The organism is Microbacterium meiriae (assembly GCF_025143875.1).
Classification (GTDB): Bacteria; Actinomycetota; Actinomycetes; order Actinomycetales; family Microbacteriaceae; genus Microbacterium; species Microbacterium meiriae.
Genome location: NZ_JAMBDU010000040.1, coordinates 1 through 21,484, shown reverse-complemented (window position 1 = coordinate 21,484; position 21,484 = coordinate 1). Strand labels below are relative to the sequence as shown.

Genomic DNA, 21,484 nt, shown 5'->3' with positions numbered 1-21,484 from the left:
CACCACCCCCCCGGGGGGGGCCCCGCCCCCCCCCGCGGCCTTCCGGCGCAAGCTGACCCTGCGCGGCGACGCCGAGGCGACCCTGATCCTCGCCCGCTTCGGCGATCAGCGACGCGCGATCCTCGCCGACCGGGTGCCCGCCGCGGACTGAGAGCGATCAGTCGTCCGGGTCGCGGCCAGGGATGTCGACGCGGATCGGATCCCCCGGCGGCCCGGTGGTCACGAGATACGACTCGCCCGTCGCCTCGTCGACCACGGCCGGGCCCGAGGTCACCGTGAGGTACGGCATCTGCCAGCGGGTGAAGGCCACCTCGACCACGGACGCCGACAGCAGCTCTCCCGTCTCCTGATCCACGTCGAGGAGCTGCACGCGCAGCCCGGACTGGAGCGCCTCGTCGAGGGTGGCGCACTGCCGCGAACCGTCGGCGTCGACGATCAGGCAGCGCTGGGCGGGGCCGGTCGTCGTACGGCGGTCGCCCAGCCACACCGGCTGCTCGCGGAACGAGCCGAGGAGGGTGAGGTTGAGGTCATAGCCGTCGCGGATGAGTTCCTTCACCCTCGGGCGCTGCTCCTCCCCGAACTGGGCGAAGAGCGTGGAGCTTCCGCCCCACCGCTGGATGCTCACCATCGGCTCGTCCGCGGTGGAGAACAGCATCACCGCCGTCACGCTGTCGGTGGAGAACGAGTCCTCGTCGTCACCGGCATCGGAGGCCGCCACGGGGAGCGCGGCGTACAGGCCCGGCCCCAGCTCCTCCTCCGCTGCCAGACAGGTGGATTGGGAGTCCTCACCCACGTCGAGGATCAGGCACCGGGTGGCCCCGTCATCCTGCGTGGCGAACCAGGCGAGCGCGCCCTCCGCCTCCGCCACCGGACGCACGGAGCCGGGGTCGTAGTCCTCCCCGGCGAGTTCGATCCGTCGCTGCTCCTGCGTCTCGGTCAAGGGGAACGCCTCCGACCGCGGGGCGAACAGCGCCCACCCCGCCCCGACGCCGATCGCCAGGAGGGCCGCTGCCGCCACGAGCACCGGCACGACTCCGCGCGCCCGCATCGGCGCGCCCGTCTCGACGGGTGCGGGTGGTGCTCCGGCCGCGGCGAGCGGCGATGCGTCGGAAGCCGGCGGCGGATCGGACTCCCGACCCTCGTCTTCCGCCACCGGGAGCGCCTCGGAGGCTGTCGTCGGCCGTTCCTCCGCCGGAAGCTCCTGCCGTCGATGCTCCTCCTGGAGCTCGCGCAGGCGCCGGGCACCGGCGGCGTCGAGTCCGCCGTCCCGACCATAGGCCGCGCGCTCCAGTGCTCGGCGCTCCTCCGCCGCAGCGGAGCCCTGGCGGTCAGTCTCCTCCCGCACCGACGTCGCTCCCCTCTCGGATGATCACGAACGACCCGAAACCGGAGGTCGGCAGCTCGTAGGTCGTCATTCCGCCGGTCTCCGCGTCGGTCACCTGCAACCGCAGCCGACCGTCGTGCTCCTGCAGCGTCTCCGTCGTCTCACAGGCCCGCGGCGCGTCGGCCGTCGCCCCGTCGTAGATGAGGCACTGCCGACCCGTCTCCCCTTCGGAGGCCGTCCAGATCGGGACGTCGCGGTCGTACCCGGCGACCCAGATCGAGTTCGGGTCGAAGCCGTCATCGGCCAGGCGCTCGGCGGTCCGTGTCTCCGCCTCGTTCGCGTAGGTGGGGCCGCCCTCGCCGGAGCCGTACTCCGAGACGTCGACGCTCACCGCCGGTTCACCGTCGGGCGTGAGGAGCAGATGGGCCATGACCTGGCGCGTGTACTCGTCGTCGCGCTGGGTCGTCACCTCGCCCCAGAGGCCGTCCTCCTGCACCGCTTCCCGCTGGTTGCAGCTCGGCGTCGTGCTCTCCCCTGCGCCCAGGACCAGGCAGATGCTCGCACCCCCGTTCTGCGTCGCCACCCAGATGACCGCGTCGTCCTCCGTCGCGAGCGCGCGCACCGAGCCCGGGTCGAATCGTCCGGACGCGACGAGATCGGACTGCCATCCCTGCTGCTCGGCGCTGAGGGAGACCGCCGTGCCGCCGCTCCGGCCGAACGCCAGCCATCCGACGCCGACCCCGAGGAGGAGCACGACGACCGCGCCGAGCGCGAGCATGCCGAGGGAACGGCGCCGCCGCCTCTGAGCCGGAACGTCGCTCTGAGCGGTGACGATGTCCGCGGACTCCTCGTCCGGCTCCACGGGCGCGTCGTCTCCGGCCGACGGCTCGTCGTCGTCCTCTGCAGCGGCGAAGGAGCCGAGGGACGGCGGAGGTACCGGCGACGGGCTTCGCCGGGCGGCGTCGAGCTGTCGCAGGCGCGCGGCCTCCGCGTCCGTGAGGCCTCCGCCCGGGCCGAAAGCCTTGCGCTGCAGGGCCCTGCGCTCCTCGACGTCGTCGTCGTCCGTCATGGCCAGCCCGCCTAGCCGAGTCTCTCGAACTGCATCCCCGCCCAGACCAGCCATCCCAGGCTGTACACGGTCGCGCACAGGCCGAGCACGAGGGCCCAGCGCGCGATCGCCCGGTTCTCCACGGGGCGCCGGAGGGACATGATGGCGGCGATCACCGCGACGATCGCGACCGGGATCCCCCACCCGACGAAGAACGACGCGCCGAGGGCGACGATCGCCGCCAGCAGCGCCCACGGGGCCAGGCGGGTGTCGTCGACGACGGCGGGCTCGACCGCCGGCTCCCAGCCCTCGTCCTCTCCGTGGTCGAGGTCGGGCCCGGTCACGACGACGGGCTCGATGCCGACCGGACCGGTCGGCAGCTTCGTGTAGCCCTCGCGCGGGGCTCCGGGAAGGCGCGCCGTCCCTGCCGGGCGTTCGACCTGCCCGCTCGCGCGCTCGACCCGCGCACGGGGCGTGGCCCCGTCCGACTCCGGCTCCTGCGCGAGCCCGGTCACGCCGGCACCGCCTCCGCGACCTGGATCTCGGTGACCGGCAGGGTCGAGTCGGCGCCGAAGCCGAGGGTCGATGCGGGGCGCCCGGACGCGATGAGCTCAGCGGCCAGCGCCGCGATCATGGCGCCGTTGTCCGTGCAGAGCGACAGCGGAGGGATGCGCACGGTGACGCCGGCCTCGGCGGCCCTGGCGAGGGCGACGTCGCGGAGCCGACGGTTCGCGATCACACCGCCGCCCAGGAGCAGCCGCGGCACTCCGAGGTCGGCGCACGCGTTGAGCGCCTTGGTGACCAGGACGTCGACGACGGCCTCCCGGAAACTGGCAGCGACGTCGGCGATCGGGAGGTCCCGGGCGTCGGCACCCGCCTCGGCGTTCTCGGCCTCGAAGCGCTCGATCCAGCGGGCGACCGCGGTCTTCAGCCCGGAGAACGAGAAGTCGTAGCGATGCTTCGCGAGGTCGGAAGCGCGGGACAGCCCGCGCGGGAAGCGGATCGCGTCCGGGTTTCCGCCCACCGCGGCCCTGTCGATCTCGGGGCCGCCGGGGTAGGGCAGGGACAGCAGTCGGGCGACCTTGTCGAAAGCCTCGCCCGCGGCGTCGTCCACGGTCTCGCCGAGCAGCTCCACGTCGGTCGTGAGATCGCGCACGTGGAGCAGGGAGGTGTGGCCGCCGGAGACCAGCAGCGCGATCGTCGGATACTCCAACGGCGCCGAGTCCGGCGTCAGGATGTCGGCCGCGATGTGACCGACGAGGTGATTGACCGCATACAGCGGCTTGTCCAGGGCGACCGCGAGTCCCTTCGCCGCCCCCACACCGACCATGAGCGCTCCCGCGAGGCCCGGACCGCTGGTCACGGCCACCGCATCGAGGTCGGCGAGACGGACGCCGGCCTCGGCGAGCGCGGCGTCGATGGTCGGCTGGAGGGCCTCGAGATGCGCGCGGGCGGCGACCTCCGGCACGACGCCGCCGTACCGGGCGTGCTCGTCCATGCTGGAGGCGATCGTGTTGGACAGCAGCGTACGACCGCGCACGATGCCGATGCCGGTCTCGTCGCAGCTCGTCTCGATGCCGAGCACCAGGGGCTCACTCATGCGGTCGCCTCCTCCGGCGTGTCGGCGGGCGCCGGGTGGCGGCGCAGATCCAGACGCATCACGATCGCGTCCACGTCATCCGGCTGATAGTAGCGGGGGCGCCTGCCGATCTCCTCGAAGCCCTCCGCGCGATACAGTCCTTCGGCCGGAGGGTTGTCGGCGCGCACCTCGAGGAACACCTCGAGCGCCCCGCGGTCGGCGGCCGCCTGGAGCAGCGCACGCAGCAGCGCGCGCCCGCGGCCCTGACCCCGGACCTCGGCGAGGAGGGCGATGGTCTGGATGTCGGCGTCCGCACCGCCCTGCAGCGCCCGGATGCCGCCGTATCCGACGATCGCCCCGCCCCGCTCGTCGACGAGGTAGCGGCCGTGCGGGCTCGCCAGCTCGCTCGCCATGGTGTCCCGGCTCCACGCGTCGGTCGGGAACGAGCGCTGCTCGATGGCCATGATCGCGTCGAGATCGTCCGGCCGCGCGTCCCGGAGCGTCATGCGCCCACCTTCTTCGGAGCACCGGGCAGGGACACATCCGGGTGCCGCAGGTAGAGCGGCTCGTCCCCCGCGAGGGCCCGCCCGGCGGCGAATGCGCGCGCTCCCACCCTGGCGAGGTCGGCTGCGGACAGCGTCGTCACGTCGACCCGGCGGAGACCGGCGAGATGATCGTCGGCGTCGGCGGCCCGCACGAGCACCGTGTCGGCGATCGTGCGCGGGATCCCGTCCTCATCCTGTCCGTCGAACACGGTGACGGCGACCTCGCGGCGGCGGGCGTCGGTGACGACGGCGAACGGCCCGGTCACCGTGGACTGGATCGTCAGCGCGGCCGCCGTATGGCTCGGCACCGGCACCACCGGGACGCCGCGCCCGAGGGCGAACGCCCTGGCGGTCGCGATGCCGATGCGCAGTCCGGTGAACGGACCGGGGCCCATGCCGGCGACGACGTGAGTGATGCCGTCGGCTCCCCCCTCCCGGAGTACGTCGTGGACGAGGTCGCCGATCACCTCGGCGTGGCCCAGCGGATCGGCGGTACCGGCCTCGGCACGAGACGTCCCGTCCGGGTCGATGAGGGCGACGGCGGTGCCAAGGGACGTGTCGACGGCGAGGATCACGTCTCCAGGGTAGTCGTCACCCCGCCCGTCACGCCCGGCGCCCCGGCACCCGCGCGGGTCAGCCCAGCGGCGCCCGCACCGGGTAGTCCTGGCCTTCGAGGATGACCTGGGTCGCCGCTCCCGTCGCCCGGTTCACGACGACCGGCGCCAGCAGGTTGACGCTGACGCCGTCGGCGCCGGGGTGGGCCACCACGAGCACGAAGGCGTCGTCCGCCGAGGCGAGAGCGAGGTCGGCCACCTGGGCGTCCGTGAGGATCGGCGCGTACTCCGCCAGGACCGTGTTCGGGTCGACGAGGTAGAGCCGCAGGGCGTCGTCCTCGACCGCCCGCATCGCGAAGAGCCCGTCCGCACCGTCGACGGGTGCGAGGGCGAAGTCCACGTGCGGAGCCAGCCCGGGCGGTGGGGCCGTGAAGGTGAGCACGGCGGTCATCGCAGGAAGTCCATCAGCGTCGGCTGCAGCACGCGCGCGTTGACGGCGAGCGCCGAGCGGTAGACGAGCTCCTGCGCCTGCAGGCGGATGAGCACCTCGACCGAGTCGACATCCTCGACCGCGGCGCGGCGGGACTCGAGGGACACGGAATTCTGCACTGCCGCCTCCTTGGCGCGTTCGATCTGAGCCTGTCTGGTGCCGACCGCGCCCTGCACGCCCAGCATCGCCGTGCGGCGGTCGTCGATCTCCCCGAGTCGGGGCCCCACGTTGGTGCCGGAGCGGAGATCGGCGACGATGCGGTCGACGAGGGCGAACACCGAGTCGTCCCCGGTGCCGAACACCGCCGCACCGTCCGTGTCGACGCGGACGGCCGCCGCATCGGACACGCGGCGGGTGACCTCGGAGCCGGCGACACCGCTGTAGGAGTAGTCGGACGCGAAGGCCGCGGTGTCCGACGTGCCGGCGAACACGGACCGGCCGAGCAGCCGGGTGTTCGCCTGCGCGAGCAGCTCGTCGCGGATGCCCTCCAGTTCCACCGCGAGGGCCTCCTTCGCCGTGGCGTCCAGCGCCCCGTCGTTGGCCCCTTGCGCGGTGAGGTCCCGCACCCGCGAGAGCAGGGACGTGCTGGAGGTGATCGCCGTGTCGGCGGCAGTCACCCAGGCCAGGCCGTCGTCGATGTTGCGCGCATACTGCTCGGTGCGCCGCTGCTCGGCGTGCAGGGCGAGGGCGGCCGCCGCCGCTGCCGGGTCGTCCGAGGGGGCGGCGAACGCCTTCTGCGACGTGGCCTGCTCCTGCAGACGGGCGAGTTCGGAGAGGTTGGACTGCAGCTGGCGCATCGCCGTCTGCGTCATCGTGGTCTGGGTCACGCGAGAGATCATGGAGCTTCTCCGATCAGCGTCCGACGACGCCCGTGCGGTTGATGAGCACGTCGAGGGCCTCGTCGACGGCGGTGAGCACGCGGGCCGCCGCCTGGTAGGCGGTCTGGTACGTGAGGAGGCTGATCGTCTCCTCGTCGCCGTCCACGGCCGCGACGGACTGCTGCGCACCGACGGCGCCGACAGCCGCCGCATCCGACACCTTCGCGCGTTGCACGTCGGCCGCGGTGGCGACGCCGAAGCGGGTCACCTGATCGGTCCACAGTGCGTCCGGAGAGGTCGCGCGCTGCCCGATCTGGGAGATGAGGTCGGCGTTGGTCGCGTCCTTGGCTCCGGCCCCGGGGGCGGCGAGGGCGAGGTCGGCCGCCGTGCTGACGGCCACCTGCATCCCGAGCGCGGCGGAGCCGGTGGCCGGGAGGGTGAAGAAGTCGCCGCCCGGCTGTCCGGACGCCGTGACGCCGGCGCGGTGCTGGGCGTTGAGCGACTCCGCGAGCGCCGTGGCGACGCGGTCGTATGTCGCGGCGAGCTGCGCCAGCATCCCGCCGTCGGCGGCCGGGGCGAGCACCGCGAGGGAGCCGCCCAGCTCTCCCCCGTCGACGACGAGGGGAAGATCCGGCACCGACTCCCAGGCGACCCCGACGCGCGGAGCGCCGTCGATCGTCGCCGAGCCGGTCAGCGCGATGTGACGGGCGTCGCCGCCGGAGACCAGGGCGTTGCCGCCGAGGCGGACCGTGAGCGTGCCGTCCGTCTCCACGGTGGCCGTCGCGCCGGCGAGCCGGGCCACGTCCTCCGCGAGCAGGTTGCGGCGGTCGGTGAGCTCGTTGGCCGATCGCCCCGAGGCCAGCGCCTCCCGGATCTCGCTGTTCAGCACCGCGATCTGGTCGGCGGCGGCGTTGACCTGGCTGACGGTGCGCTCGGCGGTCCCGCGGGCGGCCGTCCACTGCGCGGCGACCGTGCGGTAGCCGCCGGAGATATGGGCGGCGAGCTCCTTCGCCGACTCCAGGATGCTCGCGGCCGCCGCACCCGAATCCGGGGTGTTGGCGAGGTCCTGCCAGCCCGCCCAGAAGCTGGTCAGCCGGTTGGCGAGGCCCTTGTCGGTCGGCTCCGCGAGGGCCGACTCGGCAGTCGTCGCTGCCAGCGCGCGGGTGGCCCAGTAGCCGGAAGCGCCGAGGGTGTCGCGGACCCGGGCGTCGAGCAGCGCGTCACCGAGGCGGGACACCCCGTCGATCGAGACGCCGTGTCCGGGGAGCGCGCCCATGCTGAAGCGGCCCGTCTGCGCGACGGCGGCGATCGAGGAGGTCTCGACGCGCTGCCGCGTGTACCCCTCGGTCTTCTGGTTGGCGATGTTCTGCCCGACCACGTCCATGCCCCGCCGTGCGGCGGCGAGGCCACTGGCGGCGGTGGTCAGTCCACTGAAGGTCGACATGAATCCCTCTCGGTCACATCTCGGTGTCGATGATGCGGGCGGCGTCCTCGCGGGCGCGGTCGCCGCGGGTGGTGTATTCGCCGCTCTCCTGGCCGAGAGCGGCGATGGTCTCCTGCGTGGCGCGGAGCACTCCGCTGAGCTGCTCCGCGCCGGCGTCGCGCATCTGCTCGACCTCCGCTGTCAGCTTCACCAGCGCACGCATGTGGTCGGTGAAGACATCGCCCCAGGCTCCGTCCGGAGCGTGCTCGATGAGCTGACCGATCGTCGCGTCCTGAGGAGCCCCCCACTCCTCGGCGACACCGGCGACCTCGACGGCCCTGGCCAGGCTCGCCGCGCGGAGGCGGTCGAGCACCTGATCGATCTCCCTGGCCGCGAACTGGATCCAGTGCGACCGGCCGGCGGCGAGCAGCAGCTGCTGCTCGTCGAGCTTGAAAAGCAGCATCTCGAGCAGCTCGCGCTCGCGCCAGAGCTGCATCGATAGTTCGTTGGCTCCCATGATCCCCTTTGTCCCCAGCGATCCCCCGCCCCACGCGGGTGCGATCGGCCCGCCTGTTAACGGTTCATAAATCTCTATCGGCCGCCGCGCCCCTAAGGTTACTATGTGCATTGGCGGCGGTTAGTGCTCCCCATGGACATATCTCGGACCTTGTGATATGGCCATCTATCCCTCGCCATGAGCTTCCGGAGTGCATCCAGAGAGGTGGATCATCCCCCATGTCGTCGCGCGCTGAGCGCAACCGCCTCGTCGAGGCCAACCTCCCCCTGGTCGGCTACCTCGCTGCAGACACCCATGCTCGGGCTACCCATATCCCCCGCGAAGAGCTCGCCGCCGTCGGCGCGCTCGCCCTCGTGACCGCCGCCGACGCGTACGACCCCGCGCTCGGCGTCCCCTTCGGCGCCTACGCCCGTCGACGCATCCTCGGCGCGTTCGCCGACGAGATGCGCGCCATGGACTGGGCGTCCCGCGGCATCCGCAAGCGCATCAAGGAGACGGTCGCCGTCCGCGAGACCCTCACCGCCGCGTTCGGCCGCACGGCGACCGCCACCGAGATCGCCACCGCCATGGGCTCCCCCAAGGAGGTGGTCGTCGAGGCCCTCGCGGACGCCGCACGCACCGTCGCCCCGCTGGACGACCCCGCCACGCGCGATCTCGTCGCCGACATCCCGCTGCCGGAGGAGTCGGCGATGGTCGGCGAACGGCGTGAGGTGCTCGAACACGCCATCGGCGCCCTCCCCGAGCGCATGCGGCGCATCATCGTGGCCGTCTACATCGAGGAGCGGCCCGTGAAGGAGATCGCCGAGGAGCTGGGCGTGACCCACTCGGCCGTCTCGCAGCAGCGGTCGGAGGCCGTGCGCCTGCTCCGCGACGCCCTCGACCGGTACTTCGCCGAGGGCGGCACAGCGACCACGACCACCACCCGCGTCTCGCCTGCCGCACGCGACGCCTATTTCGGCCGCATCGCCGAGGCCGCCGGCGTCCGGATCGGCGACGTCTTCCGCGCCGCCGCCCCCGCCTAACGCGTCCGCATCCTCCGCCGATAGGTCAGGGCAGGAGACCACGGATGGTCTCCCGTACAACACATCACGGAGGAAACCCTCATGGGTATGCAGATCAACACCAACGTGGGCGCGCTCAACGCCTACCGCAACCTGTCCAACACGCAGAACGACCTGTCGAAGTCGCTCGAGAAGCTCTCGAGCGGTCTGCGCATCAACCGCGCAGCGGACGACGCCGCCGGCCTCGCGATCTCCGAGGGCCTGCGTTCGCAGGTCAACGGCCTGAACGTCGCGGCTCGCAACGCCCAGGACGGCATCTCGGTCATCCAGACCGCAGAAGGCGCCCTGACCGAGGTGCACTCCATCCTGCAGCGCGTGCGCGACCTGACCAACCAGGGCGCGAACGACTCGAACAACGCGAAGTCGCGCGAGGCCATCCAGACCGAGATCTCCGCCCTGGGCGACGAGCTCACCCGGATCGCGTCGAGCACGAACTTCAACGGCATCAAGCTGCTCTCGGGCGGCGCGACGCTGACGTTCCAGGTGGGTGCGGGTGCGGTCGCCGCCGAGGACCAGATCTCGGTGGGCCTGACCAACTTCGCCACGCTCGGCGCCGACATCAAGACGCTCGCGGCCGGCATGACGGACGCGGCGACGTACGGCGCGGCTCTGGCGGGCATCGACACGCAGATCCAGGCGGTCTCGACCGCACGTGCCGGCTACGGTGCGCTGCAGAACCGCTTCGAGTCGACCATCAACAGCCTCAACGTGTCGGCCGAGAACCTCGCCGCCGCCGAGAGCCGCATCCGCGACACCGACATGGCGTCCGAGATGGTCAAGTTCACGTCCGCGAACATCCTGTCGCAGGCGGGAACGGCCATGCTGGCCCAGGCCAACCAGGCCAACCAGGGCGTGCTCCAGCTGCTGCGCTGACCCGCGCCGCCGCACGGAATCACTCCGGGGGTCCGGGTGACGGCTTCGGCCGTCGCCCGGGCCCCGCCGCACACAGAAGGGAAGCCGCATGTCGCTCTCGCTCGACGGCCTCGTGTCGGGGCTGAAGACCACCGAGGTCATCAAGGCGCTGATGGACGTGCACGCCATCCCCCGCACGCTGCTCAAGGCCAAGATCGACGACAAGAACGTCGTCATGACGCAGCTGCGCACCCTGAACACCGCCGTGCAGAACCTCGCCGCCGCCGCCGAGAAGGCCGCAGCGCCTGGCGGTCTCGACCGCTTCACCGGCACCTCGTCGTCGGAATCGGTGAAGGTCGCCCTGCGCACCGGCGCCGCGCCCGTGTCGACCGACATCGTCGTCGACCGCGTCGCCCAGGCGCACACCGTCGTCTCCGCCGCCGCTTCCCGCTGGCCCGCGGACCCGCCCGTGCTGACCCTCGAGGACGCCACGGGGAAGCGCGTGCAGGTGCAGGCCGACTCCACCTCGATGCAGGACATCGCCCAGGCCATCAACGACGCCGACACGGGCGTCCTCGCCACCGCCGTCCCCGCCGGAAAGGATGCCGACGGCACCCCCGTCTACCGCCTGCAGCTCCGGGCCGAGGAGCCCGGCGAGGCGGGACGCTTCCGCGTCTACGCGGGAGACCTCGCCGCCGTCACCGCCGGCACCGCCACGGACGTGTCCACGGAGCCCGGGGCGGCCGTCATCGCCACGGGCACGGACGCGCAGCTGCGCCTCTGGGCCGGCACCGCGGCCGAACAGGTCATCACCTCGTCCGGCAACACCTTCACCGATCTCTTCGAGGGCGTCGACGTCACGGTCTCCACCGTCTCGACGTCCCCCGTCACCGTGACCGTCGCCGTCGACAGCGAGGCCAGGGCCAAGGCCTCCGGCGAGTTCATCGCCCTCCTCACCGACATCTTCACCCGCATCGACAACGGCTCGAAGGCCACCGTCGCCGCGGGACAGGGCGAGAAGACGACGCTCGGCGTCTTCACCGGCGACGGCACTATCCGCGGCCTGCGGACCGCCCTCGCCGACGCCATCCAGCACCCGGTGGACGGGGTCTCCCCCTCCACGGTCGGCATCTCGACCGACATGTACGGCAAGCTCACCTTCGACGAGGAGAAGTTCTCCGAGGCGCTGGCGAAGGACCCCGCGGCCGTCGGCGCTCTCTTCTCCGCGGTCGCGGCGCGTGTGGAGCAGACGGCGACGTCCTACTCGGACAAGTACGACGGGCTGCTCACCTCGCGGATCACGGGCCAGGAGAGCGAGGTCAAGAGCCTCGGCGAACAGATGGAGCGCTGGGACGTGCGCCTCGCGCAGCGCAAGGCCTCGCTGGAGCGCACCTACGCCCGCCTCGAGGTGATGCTGTCGCAGATGCAGTCGCAGTCCTCCTACCTCGCCTCGCAGATCAACTCGCTGCCGAGCAGCCGTTCCGGGTCGGACTCGTGAGCATGAACGCCGCCCTGCGCGCCCAGCAGCGGTACCGCGAGGACGCCATCCTGTCCGCCCCGCCGGAGCGCCTGGTCACGATGCTCTACGACCGGCTCCTGCTCGACATCGAGCGCGCGGAGACGGCGCAGCGGGCGGCCGACTGGGCCGAGGCCAACACCCAGCTCCAGCACGCGCAGGCGATCGTGGCCGAGCTGTCGTCCTCCCTCACCGACGGATGGAGCGGCAGCGCCGGACTGCGCTCGCTGTACGTGTTCCTGTCGCAGACGCTGATCGGCGCCAACATCGGCCGCGACCCGGAGCGCACCCATGCCTGCCGCGAGCTCGTCGTGCCGCTGCGCGACGCCTGGCACACCGCCGCCCTGGCCGTCGCGGAGGGCCGCGCATGACGGACGAGGACTGGGCCGCGCTGCTCGACCGGCTCGAGGCGGACGCCGACCGGATCCTCACCGCGCCGGCCGGAGCCGTCGAGGTGCATGACATCATCCCCTGGGCGCCGCCGTCCTCGCCGCTCCCGCCGCACCTCGCCGACCGCGCCCGCGCGGTGATCGACCGGCAGCACGCCGCCATGGAACGCGCCCGGTCGGAGCTCGATGGGCTGCGGCAGCACCTCGGAGCCGTCCGCCGGGTTCCGGTACCCCGCCCGCCGGATGCTCCCGCCTACCTCGATGTGGACGGGTGAGCGACCCTCCTAACGAAACCGCACGGACGGCCGACAGTCTCCCGAGAGCACGGATGGCTCGCAAGACTCGGCCAGGGAACGGCCACTTCGCCCACACACGGGGAGCCGGTTCGTGTTCGACTCTGTGACCATCACCGCACTGACGAGTGCGCTGAACGGCCTCTCGCTGCGCCAGCGAGCCATCGCCGACAACATCGCCAACATCAACACCCCCGACTACCACGCCAAGCGTGTGCAGTTCGAGGCGGCGCTCGCCGACTCGATCGCCGCCGGCGACGGGGACGTGTCCGCCACGGTCGGGACCTCGCTCGAGCCGACGCGCTTGAACGGCAACAACGTGAACCTCGACACCGAGACCCTCTCCAGCATCGACACCATGTTGCGCTACCAGTTCGCGACCCAGGCCGTGAACGGGTCGTTCTCCTCGATGCGCACCGCGATGAGGACGTCATGACCTTCGACGCCATCGGGATCGCCGGCACGGGGCTGACCGTGCACCGGAAGTGGCTCGACGCCATCAGCGACAACATCGCCAACATCAACACGGCGACACCCACCGACGGCGCGGCGTTCCGGGCACGCTACATCCTGGCCCAGACCAGCGACCAGTCCCCCGGCGTCTACGTCGCCGGGACCGTCCAGGGCGATGCGGAGGGCCGGCTCGTGCACCAGCCCGACCACCCGCTCGCCGACGCCGACGGCTACGTGCGCTACCCCGACATCGACCTGGGAGACCAGATGAGCCAGCTGATCCTCGCGCAGCGCGGATACCAGGCGAGCGCGGCGATCGTGGACCGCGCCCGCAACTCGTACGAGGCGGCGCTGCAGATCGGACGGAACGCGTGAGCGCCGTGGCCGGCATCGAGGCCGTCGCCTCGTCCCTCGGCATGACCACCTCGCCCGTCACGGGCGCGAAGACGGGCGACGACTCGGCCTTCGCGAACAGCGTCACCGGAGCGATCGACGAACTGCGCTCGCTGCAGTCCGAGTCCGACACCCTCAAGGTCGCGGCCGTGACCGGGGACCTCGACGACATCCATGCGGCGATGATCGCGTCCTCGCGCGCCGCCGTCACCCTCGAACTCGTCGCCGCCGTCCGCAACAAGGGCGTCGACGCGTTCAACGAGATCATGCGGATGCAGGCCTGATGCCCCCGGCAGTGACCGGGGCGTTCCAGCGGATGCGGCGGGTGGTCGCCGGATTCTCGCTCGCGCAGCGGACCATCGCCATCATCGGCATCGCGGTGCTCGCGCTCGGCATCATCGCGCTGTCCAGCTGGCTCAGCCGCCCCACCTACACCCCACTGTTCTCGGGATTGAACGCCTCGGACGCGAACGCCGTGGTGGAGCAGCTGCGCTCCGCCTCCGTGCCCTACGAGCTCGCCGACGGCGGCGCCACGGTGCTCGTCCCCGAGAAGGACGTGTACGACCAGCGGCTCGCCGCCGCCTCCGCCGGGCTGCCGAGCGCCGGATCGGCCGGGTACTCGCTGCTGGACGACATGGGTGTCACCACGAGCGAGTTCCAGCAGTCGGTCACCTACAAGCGCGCGATCGAGGGCGAGCTCGCCGCGACGATCTCCGCCATCGACGGCGTCTCCGCGGCCTCGGTGCAGCTCGCCATCCCGGAGGAGAGCGTCTTCGTGTCGGAGACCGTCGATGCGACCGCCTCCGTGTTCGTGGAGACCGCCGGACGCACGACGCTCGACCAGAAGCAGGTCGAGGCCATCGTGCACCTCACCTCGGCGGCCGTCAGCGGCATGAAGCCGGAGAATGTCGCCGTGGTCGATCAGACCGGGCGCACGCTCTCGACCGTGGGCGGCGGGGCCACCGGCGGACTCGATCAGCAGGCGAGCGACTACGAGGCCCGCGTGGCCGCGAGCGTGCAGCAGATGCTCGACACCGTGGTCGGCCCGGGGAATGCGACCGTGACCGTCGTCGCCGAGATCGACCGCTCGGTGAACGAACGCGTCGAGGAGACCTACACCCCGGCCGAGGGCGCTCCCCCGCTCACCGAGGAGGTCCGTGAGCAGAACAGCAACGGATCGACCTCCGAAGCCGGTGTCCTGGGTCCGGACAACATCGCCGTGCCGAACGGGAACGGCGACGGCACCTACACGAACACCGAGGAGACGCGCACCAACGCCGTCAACAAGGCCACGGAGAGCACCTCCACTCCCGCCGGCACCCTGCTGCGGCAGTCCGTGTCGGTCGCCGTGGACGCCGGGGCCGGGGGCGACCTCAGCTCCGCCCAGCTCAGCGACCTCGTGGCCACCGCCGCCGGCATCGACCGCACCCGCGGCGACGAGCTCGCCGTCGAACTCGTCGCCTTCAGCCAGACCGATGCCGAGGCCGCGCAGGCCGCGCTGCAGGCGGCGAAGGAGGCCGAAGAGGGTGCCCGTCAGGCCGCCCTCCTGAACACCGTCATCATCGCGGCCGCCATCGCCATCCCGCTCATCGCCGCGATCGCCGCCCTCATCGTCCGCTCCCGGCGGAAGGCGCGCGGCGTGGAGGAGTTCGACCAGCTCTTCGGCGATCGTCCTGTCGAGCTGTCCGCGCTCTCGGCGGACGCGCCGACGGCCGTGCTGGAGGCGCCGACCACGCCGCTCGCCTTCCTCGAGCCGGTACCCGACCTCGACCCGGATCCCGAGCCCGAGCCCACGCAGATCAGCCTCGAGCGCCGCCGCGCCGAGATCGCCGCGCTCACCCGTCAGGATCCGCAGCGCACCGCGGAGCTGCTGCGCACCCTCATCGACGACAGGTCGCGGGTATGAGCGGACTGACGGATCGGCAGACGGCCGCGATCGTCCTGATGAACCTCGACCGCGCGCAGGCCGTCGAGGTCATGAAGCACCTCTCCGAGGCGGAGGCCGAGGCCGTCGCCGCCGAGATCATCGGGCTGCAGGATCTCGACGCGGAGACCACGGTCCAGGCGCTGGGGCAGTTCCATCGCATCGCCGCGGGGCACCTCCCGCCGGCGCGCGGCGGACGCGACATCGCCGCGGGCCTGCTGGAGGCCTCGTTCGGCTCCGAGCGGGCGGCAGCCGTGCTCGGCCGGGTCGGCTCGACGTCGATGAGCGCATCGTTCGACTTCCTCGCCTCCGCCGACGCCGCCCACCTCGCCACGCTCCTCGACGGGGAGCTGCCGCAGACCGTCGCCCTGGTGCTCGCCCATCTCCCCGCCGAACAGGCCGCCGCCGTCCTCGCTGCGCTGCCCGATCCGGCGCGGACCGACGTCGCCCAGGCCATCGCCACCATGGGCACCGCCTCGCAGGAGGCCATCGTCATCGTCGCCGACGCCCTCAAGGCCCGGACCGGCAGCCTCGCCTCGCGGGACAGCCCCGAGGTGCTCGGCGGCGTCGAGCCGCTGGTGGAGATCATCGGGCGTTCGGGAGCGACGATCGAGAAGGCGCTGCTGGCCAGCATCGAGGACCGCGACAGCGCCCTCGCCGAGGACATCCGCTCGCGCATGTTCACGTTCGCGGACATCGTCAAGCTCGACGACCGGGACACCCAGCGCGTGCTGCGGGGCATGGACATCCGCTCCCTGGCTCTCGCCCTCAAGGGGGCGCAGCAGCCGATCGTCGACCTCATCCGCCGCAACGTGTCCGAGCGCAACCGCGAGAACCTCGACGAGGAGGCCCGGACGCTGGGCCCGGTGCGCGTCTCCCAGGTCGAGGAGGCGCGGGCCGAGATCGTCCGGACGATCCGTGCCCTGGAGGCCGCGGGAGACATCACCGTGCAGCGGGCGGACGAGGACGAATATGTCTACTGACGCCTTCGCCCCCGCTGCGTTCCCCCGGCTCGGCGGCTCCGACCACCGCGCGGATCAGGAGCGCGCCCGCCGCCGCGGGTACGCGGAGGGACACGCCGCGGGCTTCCGGGCGGGCGCGGCCGACGCCGACGCCGCCCGTCGCGTCGCCGAGGCCGAGCTGGCCGAACGGGAGCGCGCCCGCGCCGCGGACGTCACCGCCGCCGTCGCCGCCCTGCACGCCGCCGCGCGGTCCCTCGCCGCCCGAGAGGCGGAGCTGGAGTCCGCTGCGACGAGCCAGGTGCACTCCCATGCGATCGACCTCGCGGAACTGATCATCGCCGCGGAGCTGAGCGACGCAGGAGCGTCGGCCGCCGCCGCGGCCCGCCGCGCCCTGAGCGCGACCGATGCGGCCGCCGTACGTCGCCTCCGTCTGCACCCGGACGACCTCCGCGTCCTCTCCGCAGAGGCCGGCGAGGACATCTCCGGACTCACGCTCGTGCCCGACGAGAACCTCACCCGCGGCGACGCCGTGGCCGTGCTGGAGCACGGTGTCATCGACGCCAGGGTGGGGACCGCCCTCGACCGGGCGCGCCGCGCGGTCGCGGAGGCCGCGCCGTGAGCGCCTGGACGGCGGTGCTCGAGGCGGCGCGTCCGGAACGGATCGGCGAGGTCTCGCAGGTCCGCGGCCTCAGCGTGCAGGTCCGCGGACTCGACGGCGCCGTGGGGGACGTGGTGACGCTCGACGGCATCGATGCCGAGGTCGTCGCGACCGGGGAGGACGGGCTGCGCTGCATGCCGCTCGCCTCGGTCGCCGGGCTCACCGTCGGCGCCCCCGTGCGCGGCCGCGGCGGCCCGGTGAGGGTTCCCACCGGATCGGCGCTGCTCGGCCGGGTCCTGGACGGGCTCGGACGCCCCATCGACGGGAAGGGTCCGCTCGCGGCGCCGCACGTGAGCCTGGATCACGACACCCCCTCGATCATGGAGCGCGACCGCATCGACACCGCGCTCCCCCTCGGCGTGCGCGCCCTCGACACCCTCGTCAGCGTCGGCCGCGGACAGCGCGTCGGCCTGTTCGCGGGGTCAGGGGTCGGGAAGTCGTCGCTGCTGTCGATGATCGCCCGCGGCACCGAGGCCGAGGTCACCGTGATCGCCCTCGTCGGCGAGCGCGGTCGCGAGGTGCGGGAGTTCATCGAGGACGATCTGGGGCCGGAGGGACTCGCCCGCTCCGTCGTCATCGTCTCGACCTCGGACCAGCCGGCCATGGCCCGCATCCGTGCCGCGTTCACCGCCACCCGGATCGCGGAAGCCTTCCGTGACGAGGGCGCCCACGCGATCCTCATGATGGACTCGCTGACCCGGGTCGCGATGGCCCAGCGCGAGATCGGGCTCTCCGCGGGTGAGCCGCCGGCCACCCGCGGCTACCCGCCGTCCACCTTCTCCCTCCTCGCCGGGTTGCTGGAGCGCGCCGGCACCGACCGCGCCGGGTCCATCACCGGCATCTACACCGTGCTCGTCGACGGCGACGATCACAACGAGCCCATCGCCGACACGGTCCGCTCCATCCTCGACGGCCACGTCGTGCTGGATCGCGCGCTCGCCCTCGCCGGCCACCACCCCGCGATCGACGTCCTCGGGTCCGTGTCCCGCGTGGCCGGCAAGATCACGAGTCCGGAGCGCCGTGCACAGGCGGCCACCCTCCGCGCCGTGCTCGCGGCCCGACGCCGGGCGAACGACCTCATCGACATCGGCGCCTACCACGCCGGTGCCGATGCCCGCATCGACGCGGCGATCGCACACGAGCGCGCCATCTCGGCCTTCCTCACCCAGCCGCTCGACGAGACGAGCGCGATCGAGGAGTCCTGGGCGCGGCTGGACGGCCTCGTCTCCGCCTTCGAGGGGGTATCATGAGCAGAGGGTTCTCTCTCGCCGGTCTCCTGCGCGTGCGGGAGATCCAGGAGCGCGCCGCCGCGCAGCGCCTCTCGCGCGCGGTCATCGACGCGCAGCACACCGAGGCCAGGGACCGGGCCCTGCGCGCACACCTGGCCGGTACCGACACGGAGGCCGTCGACGTGCGCACCCTCGCTGCGCTCGCCGCGGCCCGGGTCTCCGGGCGGGCGCTGCTCGCCGACCTCACCGCGCTGGCCGACCTCCAGCAGGAGACGGTCGCGGAGGCGCGGTCCGCGCACGCGGACGCCCGGCGCACGCTCCGCGGCCTCGAACGACTCGCGGACAACCACGCGGTAGCCGTGCGGACGGCCGACCTGCACGCCGAGCAGGCGGAGCTCGACGAGATCGCCGCACGCTCGCGGACGGAGGGGACGGCATGACCGCGCTCGACCTCCTCACCGCCCTGGATGCCCGCCCCGTGCGTCCCTCCGCCCCAGCCGCACGCGCCGGCTCGCCCGGTGCGACCGCGTTCGCCGAGGCTGTGCGCGATGCGGTGCGGGAGACGGCGGCCCCCGGTCCCGGTGCGACCGACGACACCGGCAGCGCCGCGGAGACCACGACCGAGGCCGAGCCTGCGGCCGCCGTTCCGGTCGAGGGCGCCGCGACCGTCTCGCCGGTGCTCCCGGCCCCGTCGACGCCCGCGGGTGCCGGCGCGCCACTCGTGCCAGCCCTCTCCGCCGAATCGGACGCACCTCCGGCGACGACGGAGACACCCACGGCGGTCTCGCCTCCGCGCCTCCCGTCCGCCGCCGGGCAGGACGCCCTCCTCGTACCCGGCGAGGGCACGGCGGGCGCGGCGGCGACGCCCGCCTCCGGGGAGACCGCGGGTACCGCCTCCTCCGCCTCGTCGTCCGATGCCGGGGACGCCGTGGCGGCCCCGCTCCTCCCGACGTCGGCGCCGCCGGTCGCACCGTCTCCGGACCCGGCGACCGTCCGACCGGGCCTGCGGCCCCCCACCCCGGGTCGAGAGACCGGAGAAGTCGCGCCCCCCGGCACCGCCGTCGGGAACGGGACGGCCACCGGAACCGACCTCTCCCTGCCCCGAGTCTCCGCAGCCGCGCCGGCTCGCACGTCGATCGTGCCCTCACCCTCCGCTGCAGAGGCGACGACCGCCGACGACACGGTCCCGGTGCCGGCAGCACCCTCGATCCCCGCATCGGTCTCCGCGCCGGCCGCGGCCCCGCCGAGCGTCGATCCCGTGGCCGCGGGGTCCGCTGCCGCCCCGAGCCCGGTCGCCGCCACCGCTCTCGCCCCCGCGGCACCGCCGAGCGCGGTCGCCGCGCCGGCCCGCCCGGCTCTCCTCCCGCAGGTGGCGGCCCCCGTGGTGTCCCTCGCCCAGGCCCCGGACGGAGACCACCGGATCACGCTGACCGTCTCGCCGGAGAACCTCGGCCCCGTGACCGTGCGCGCCCTCATCGCCGGGTCCACGATCCGCATCGAGCTGCACGCCCCCGGCGAGCTCGGGCGGGACGCGCTGCGCGCCATCCTCGGCGACCTCCGTCGTGATCTCGCGATCGCCGCTCCGCAGGCGACCCTCAGCCTCACCACGTCGGACGGCTCGCCCTCCTCGCCGCAGCACGGAGGGACGGGCGGTCAGACCGGGAACGGCGGCGCCGATGCCCAGCGGCACCAGGCGACCGCGCGCGCCTCCGCCGTCCCGCCGACGCCGGCAGAAGTTCCACCCCCGCCCCCTCCCGCACCGCCCGTCGCTCCGCTCGGCGGCATCGACGTCTACGCCTGACCAGAGAGGACCCCATGACCACGGTCGACTCCATCACCGGCACCCTCCCGCCGGGTGCCACGCCGACGTCCGGTGTGCAGACCGGCAGCACGACCCCGGCGACCGAGCGCAAGAAGACGCTCGACTCCGAGGTGTTCCTCAAGCTGCTCGTGACCCAGCTCACCAACCAGGACCCGAGCTCCCCCATGAACACGAACGAGATGATCTCGCAGACCACGCAGCTCGCCTCCATGGAGCAGCTGACGGCGCTCGCCTCGACGAGCACCGAGAGCTTCGCGCTCAGCATGCGGCAGACCGCCGCCGCCCTCCTCGGCCAGGAGGCGCAGTACGTCGACCCCGACGGTGTCACCCAGAAGGGCATCGTCACCGCGGTCTCCTATGCGGGAGCCATCCCCACCGTGACCATCGGCGAGAAGTCGATCCCCCTCGACGCCGTCTCCGGCGTCTCCCTCGTCCCCGGCACCGCTGCCTGACCCCGCTCCCCAGAAAGGCATCACCATGCTCCGTTCCCTCTTCTCCGGAATCTCCGGACTCCGCTCGCACCAGACCATGCTCGACGTCACGGGCAACAACATCGCCAACGTCAACACGACCGGCTTCAAGGCCTCGTCCGTGCAGTTCCAGGACTCCCTCTCCCAGCTGCTGCGCAACTCGATGCTGCCGCAGCAGGCGACGGGCGGACAGAACCCGGCCCAGGTCGGGCTCGGCGTGCAGGTCGCCGGCATCAGCACCAACTTCGCCGGCGGCGCCCCGCAGCCGACCGGCGTTCCCACCGACCTGATGATCTCGGGCGACGGGTTCTTCGTCGTCCGCTCCGGTGGCGAGACGCTGTACACCCGCAACGGCGGCTTCACCTTCGACGCGAGCGGCCGTCTGGTCGGCGCCGGCGGCGCGCTCGTCCAGGGGTGGACGGCGCGCAACGGCGCGATCGTCCCCGGCCAGGGCATCGGCGACATCACCCTCCCGGTCGGCGCCCTCAGCCCGGCCGCGGCCACCACCACCGCACGGGCCACGGGCAACCTGCCCTCCGGCGCCCCGGTCGGCGAGACGCTCGTGCGCGACATCAAGACCTACGGCGCCGACGGCTCCGCCTCCACCCTGCGCCTGACCTTCACGCGCAGCGCGACCGGGTGGAACGTCACCGACGGCGCGGGCGCGAGCACCGCGCTGACCTTCACCGACGGCGTGCAGAACGGCGCGGGCAGCATCGTGTCCGGCGGCGTCACCGTCGACCTGTCCGGGGTGACCGGTTTCGCCGACGTCAGCGACATCGCCATCAAGGAGCAGAACGGCAAGCCGGCCGGCACGCTGAGCTCCTACGCCCTGACGAACGACGGCAGCCTCGTCGGCACGTTCAGCAACGGCGACACCCAGGTGCTGGCCCGCATCGCGCTCGCCGGCTTCGTCAACCCCGGGGGTCTGGAGAAGGTCGGCTCGTCGCAGTTCCGTCCGAGCGGCAACTCGGGTCAGGCCGAGCTCGGACAGCCCGGCACCGGCGGCCTCGGCGGCATCATCAGCGGTGCTCTGGAGATGTCGAACGTCGACCTCTCCCAGGAGTTCACGAACCTCATCGTCGCGCAGCGCGGTTTCCAGGCGAACGCCCGCATCATCACCACCAGCGACGAGGTGCTCCAGGAGCTCACGAACCTCAAGCG

26 protein-coding genes are annotated in these 21,484 nt (G+C 72.7%); 16 read left to right on the top strand and 10 right to left on the bottom strand.

All coding sequences use genetic code 11. From position 1 onward, the window contains the following. Positions 1–157: 157 nt before the first annotated feature. The 10 genes from M4D53_RS16920 to flgN are packed head-to-tail and all read right to left on the bottom strand — an operon-like array spanning position 158 to position 8,298. Complete coding sequence (locus M4D53_RS16920; protein WP_259955211.1) at positions 158–1,345, bottom strand: hypothetical protein; 1,188 nt, start codon at positions 1,343–1,345, stop codon at positions 158–160. After that, a complete protein-coding gene (locus M4D53_RS16915; protein WP_259955209.1) occupies positions 1,329–2,393 on the bottom strand; it encodes a hypothetical protein in 1,065 nt (354 codons plus the stop codon). The genes M4D53_RS16920 and M4D53_RS16915 overlap by 17 nt, the downstream gene beginning before the upstream one ends. 11 nt (positions 2,394–2,404) lie before the next feature. Further along, a complete protein-coding gene (locus M4D53_RS16910; protein WP_259955208.1) occupies positions 2,405–2,887 on the bottom strand; it encodes a hypothetical protein in 483 nt (160 codons plus the stop codon). Further along, complete coding sequence (gene tsaD, locus M4D53_RS16905) at positions 2,884–3,972, bottom strand: tRNA (adenosine(37)-N6)-threonylcarbamoyltransferase complex transferase subunit TsaD (protein WP_187663418.1); 1,089 nt, start codon at positions 3,970–3,972, stop codon at positions 2,884–2,886. The genes M4D53_RS16910 and tsaD overlap by 4 nt, the downstream gene beginning before the upstream one ends. Next, complete coding sequence (gene rimI / locus M4D53_RS16900) at positions 3,969–4,457, bottom strand: ribosomal protein S18-alanine N-acetyltransferase (RefSeq protein WP_259955207.1); 489 nt, start codon at positions 4,455–4,457, stop codon at positions 3,969–3,971. The genes tsaD and rimI overlap by 4 nt, the downstream gene beginning before the upstream one ends. Next, positions 4,454–5,071: a tRNA (adenosine(37)-N6)-threonylcarbamoyltransferase complex dimerization subunit type 1 TsaB gene (gene tsaB, locus M4D53_RS16895; protein WP_259955205.1), complete on the bottom strand. Its 618-nt coding sequence runs from the start codon at positions 5,069–5,071 to the stop codon at positions 4,454–4,456. Before tsaB ends, rimI begins: the two co-directional genes overlap by 4 nt. A gap of 58 nt (positions 5,072–5,129) precedes the next feature. After that, on the bottom strand, positions 5,130–5,501 hold the full coding sequence (locus tag M4D53_RS16890) for a flagellar assembly protein FliW (protein ID WP_187663415.1): 372 nt from the start codon (positions 5,499–5,501) through the stop codon (positions 5,130–5,132). Beyond that, positions 5,498–6,379: a flagellar hook-associated protein FlgL gene (gene flgL, locus M4D53_RS16885; RefSeq protein ID WP_259955203.1), complete on the bottom strand. Its 882-nt coding sequence runs from the start codon at positions 6,377–6,379 to the stop codon at positions 5,498–5,500. The genes M4D53_RS16890 and flgL overlap by 4 nt, the downstream gene beginning before the upstream one ends. A gap of 13 nt (positions 6,380–6,392) precedes the next feature. After that, positions 6,393–7,802 (bottom strand): flagellar hook-associated protein FlgK, encoded by a 1,410-nt coding sequence (flgK, locus tag M4D53_RS16880; RefSeq protein WP_259955202.1) that lies wholly within the window; start codon positions 7,800–7,802, stop codon positions 6,393–6,395. 13 nt (positions 7,803–7,815) lie between these two features. Further along, on the bottom strand, positions 7,816–8,298 hold the full coding sequence (gene flgN, locus M4D53_RS16875; protein ID WP_259955201.1) for a flagellar export chaperone FlgN: 483 nt from the start codon (positions 8,296–8,298) through the stop codon (positions 7,816–7,818). Positions 8,299–8,516: 218 nt separating this feature from the next. Between flgN and M4D53_RS16870 the strand changes: the two genes are divergently transcribed. The 16 genes from M4D53_RS16870 to M4D53_RS16795 all read left to right on the top strand — a co-directional run. Continuing rightward, positions 8,517–9,320, top strand: coding sequence for a sigma-70 family RNA polymerase sigma factor (locus M4D53_RS16870; RefSeq protein WP_259955198.1), 804 nt, complete (start codon positions 8,517–8,519; stop codon positions 9,318–9,320). 81 nt (positions 9,321–9,401) lie between these two features. Next, positions 9,402–10,232: a flagellin N-terminal helical domain-containing protein gene (locus tag M4D53_RS16865; protein ID WP_197971868.1), complete on the top strand. Its 831-nt coding sequence runs from the start codon at positions 9,402–9,404 to the stop codon at positions 10,230–10,232. Positions 10,233–10,320: 88 nt separating this feature from the next. Continuing rightward, positions 10,321–11,709: a flagellar filament capping protein FliD gene (gene fliD / locus M4D53_RS16860; RefSeq protein WP_259955196.1), complete on the top strand. Its 1,389-nt coding sequence runs from the start codon at positions 10,321–10,323 to the stop codon at positions 11,707–11,709. A 2-nt stretch (positions 11,710–11,711) separates the two neighbouring features. Further along, complete coding sequence (gene fliS / locus M4D53_RS16855) at positions 11,712–12,098, top strand: flagellar export chaperone FliS (protein WP_187664103.1); 387 nt, start codon at positions 11,712–11,714, stop codon at positions 12,096–12,098. Beyond that, a complete protein-coding gene (locus tag M4D53_RS16850) occupies positions 12,095–12,391 on the top strand; it encodes a hypothetical protein (RefSeq protein ID WP_259955195.1) in 297 nt (98 codons plus the stop codon). The genes fliS and M4D53_RS16850 overlap by 4 nt, the downstream gene beginning before the upstream one ends. 112 nt (positions 12,392–12,503) lie before the next feature. Further along, positions 12,504–12,845 carry a flagellar basal body rod protein FlgB gene (flgB, locus tag M4D53_RS16845; RefSeq protein WP_025104347.1) on the top strand — a complete coding sequence of 114 codons (342 nt, stop codon included), beginning with the start codon at positions 12,504–12,506 and terminating at the stop codon, positions 12,843–12,845. Then, positions 12,842–13,237: a flagellar basal body rod protein FlgC gene (locus M4D53_RS16840; RefSeq protein ID WP_071327494.1), complete on the top strand. Its 396-nt coding sequence runs from the start codon at positions 12,842–12,844 to the stop codon at positions 13,235–13,237. The genes flgB and M4D53_RS16840 overlap by 4 nt, the downstream gene beginning before the upstream one ends. Before the next feature lie 41 nt (positions 13,238–13,278). Beyond that, entirely contained in the window at positions 13,279–13,539 is a 261-nt protein-coding gene (gene fliE / locus M4D53_RS16835) for a flagellar hook-basal body complex protein FliE (RefSeq protein WP_259955212.1), read from the top strand. Then, positions 13,539–15,161 (top strand): flagellar basal-body MS-ring/collar protein FliF, encoded by a 1,623-nt coding sequence (gene fliF, locus M4D53_RS16830; RefSeq protein WP_259955193.1) that lies wholly within the window; start codon positions 13,539–13,541, stop codon positions 15,159–15,161. Before fliE ends, fliF begins: the two co-directional genes overlap by 1 nt. Further along, on the top strand, positions 15,158–16,162 hold the full coding sequence (gene fliG, locus M4D53_RS16825; protein WP_187663408.1) for a flagellar motor switch protein FliG: 1,005 nt from the start codon (positions 15,158–15,160) through the stop codon (positions 16,160–16,162). Before fliF ends, fliG begins: the two co-directional genes overlap by 4 nt. Continuing rightward, the gene (locus tag M4D53_RS16820) at positions 16,152–16,760 is read left to right on the top strand and encodes a FliH/SctL family protein (RefSeq protein WP_259955191.1); all 609 of its coding nucleotides are present in this window, start codon (positions 16,152–16,154) and stop codon (positions 16,758–16,760) included. The genes fliG and M4D53_RS16820 overlap by 11 nt, the downstream gene beginning before the upstream one ends. After that, a complete protein-coding gene (locus M4D53_RS16815) occupies positions 16,757–18,049 on the top strand; it encodes a FliI/YscN family ATPase (RefSeq protein ID WP_259955189.1) in 1,293 nt (430 codons plus the stop codon). Before M4D53_RS16820 ends, M4D53_RS16815 begins: the two co-directional genes overlap by 4 nt. Further along, positions 18,046–18,468, top strand: coding sequence for a hypothetical protein (locus M4D53_RS16810; RefSeq protein WP_259955187.1), 423 nt, complete (start codon positions 18,046–18,048; stop codon positions 18,466–18,468). Before M4D53_RS16815 ends, M4D53_RS16810 begins: the two co-directional genes overlap by 4 nt. Then, positions 18,465–19,829: a flagellar hook-length control protein FliK gene (locus tag M4D53_RS16805; RefSeq protein WP_259955185.1), complete on the top strand. Its 1,365-nt coding sequence runs from the start codon at positions 18,465–18,467 to the stop codon at positions 19,827–19,829. The genes M4D53_RS16810 and M4D53_RS16805 overlap by 4 nt, the downstream gene beginning before the upstream one ends. 14 nt (positions 19,830–19,843) lie before the next feature. Continuing rightward, positions 19,844–20,302 carry a flagellar hook assembly protein FlgD gene (locus tag M4D53_RS16800; protein ID WP_259955183.1) on the top strand — a complete coding sequence of 153 codons (459 nt, stop codon included), beginning with the start codon at positions 19,844–19,846 and terminating at the stop codon, positions 20,300–20,302. Positions 20,303–20,327: 25 nt separating this feature from the next. Then, a partial coding sequence (locus tag M4D53_RS16795) for a flagellar hook protein FlgE (RefSeq protein ID WP_187663403.1) occupies positions 20,328–21,484 on the top strand: 1,157 nt, incomplete at its 3' end.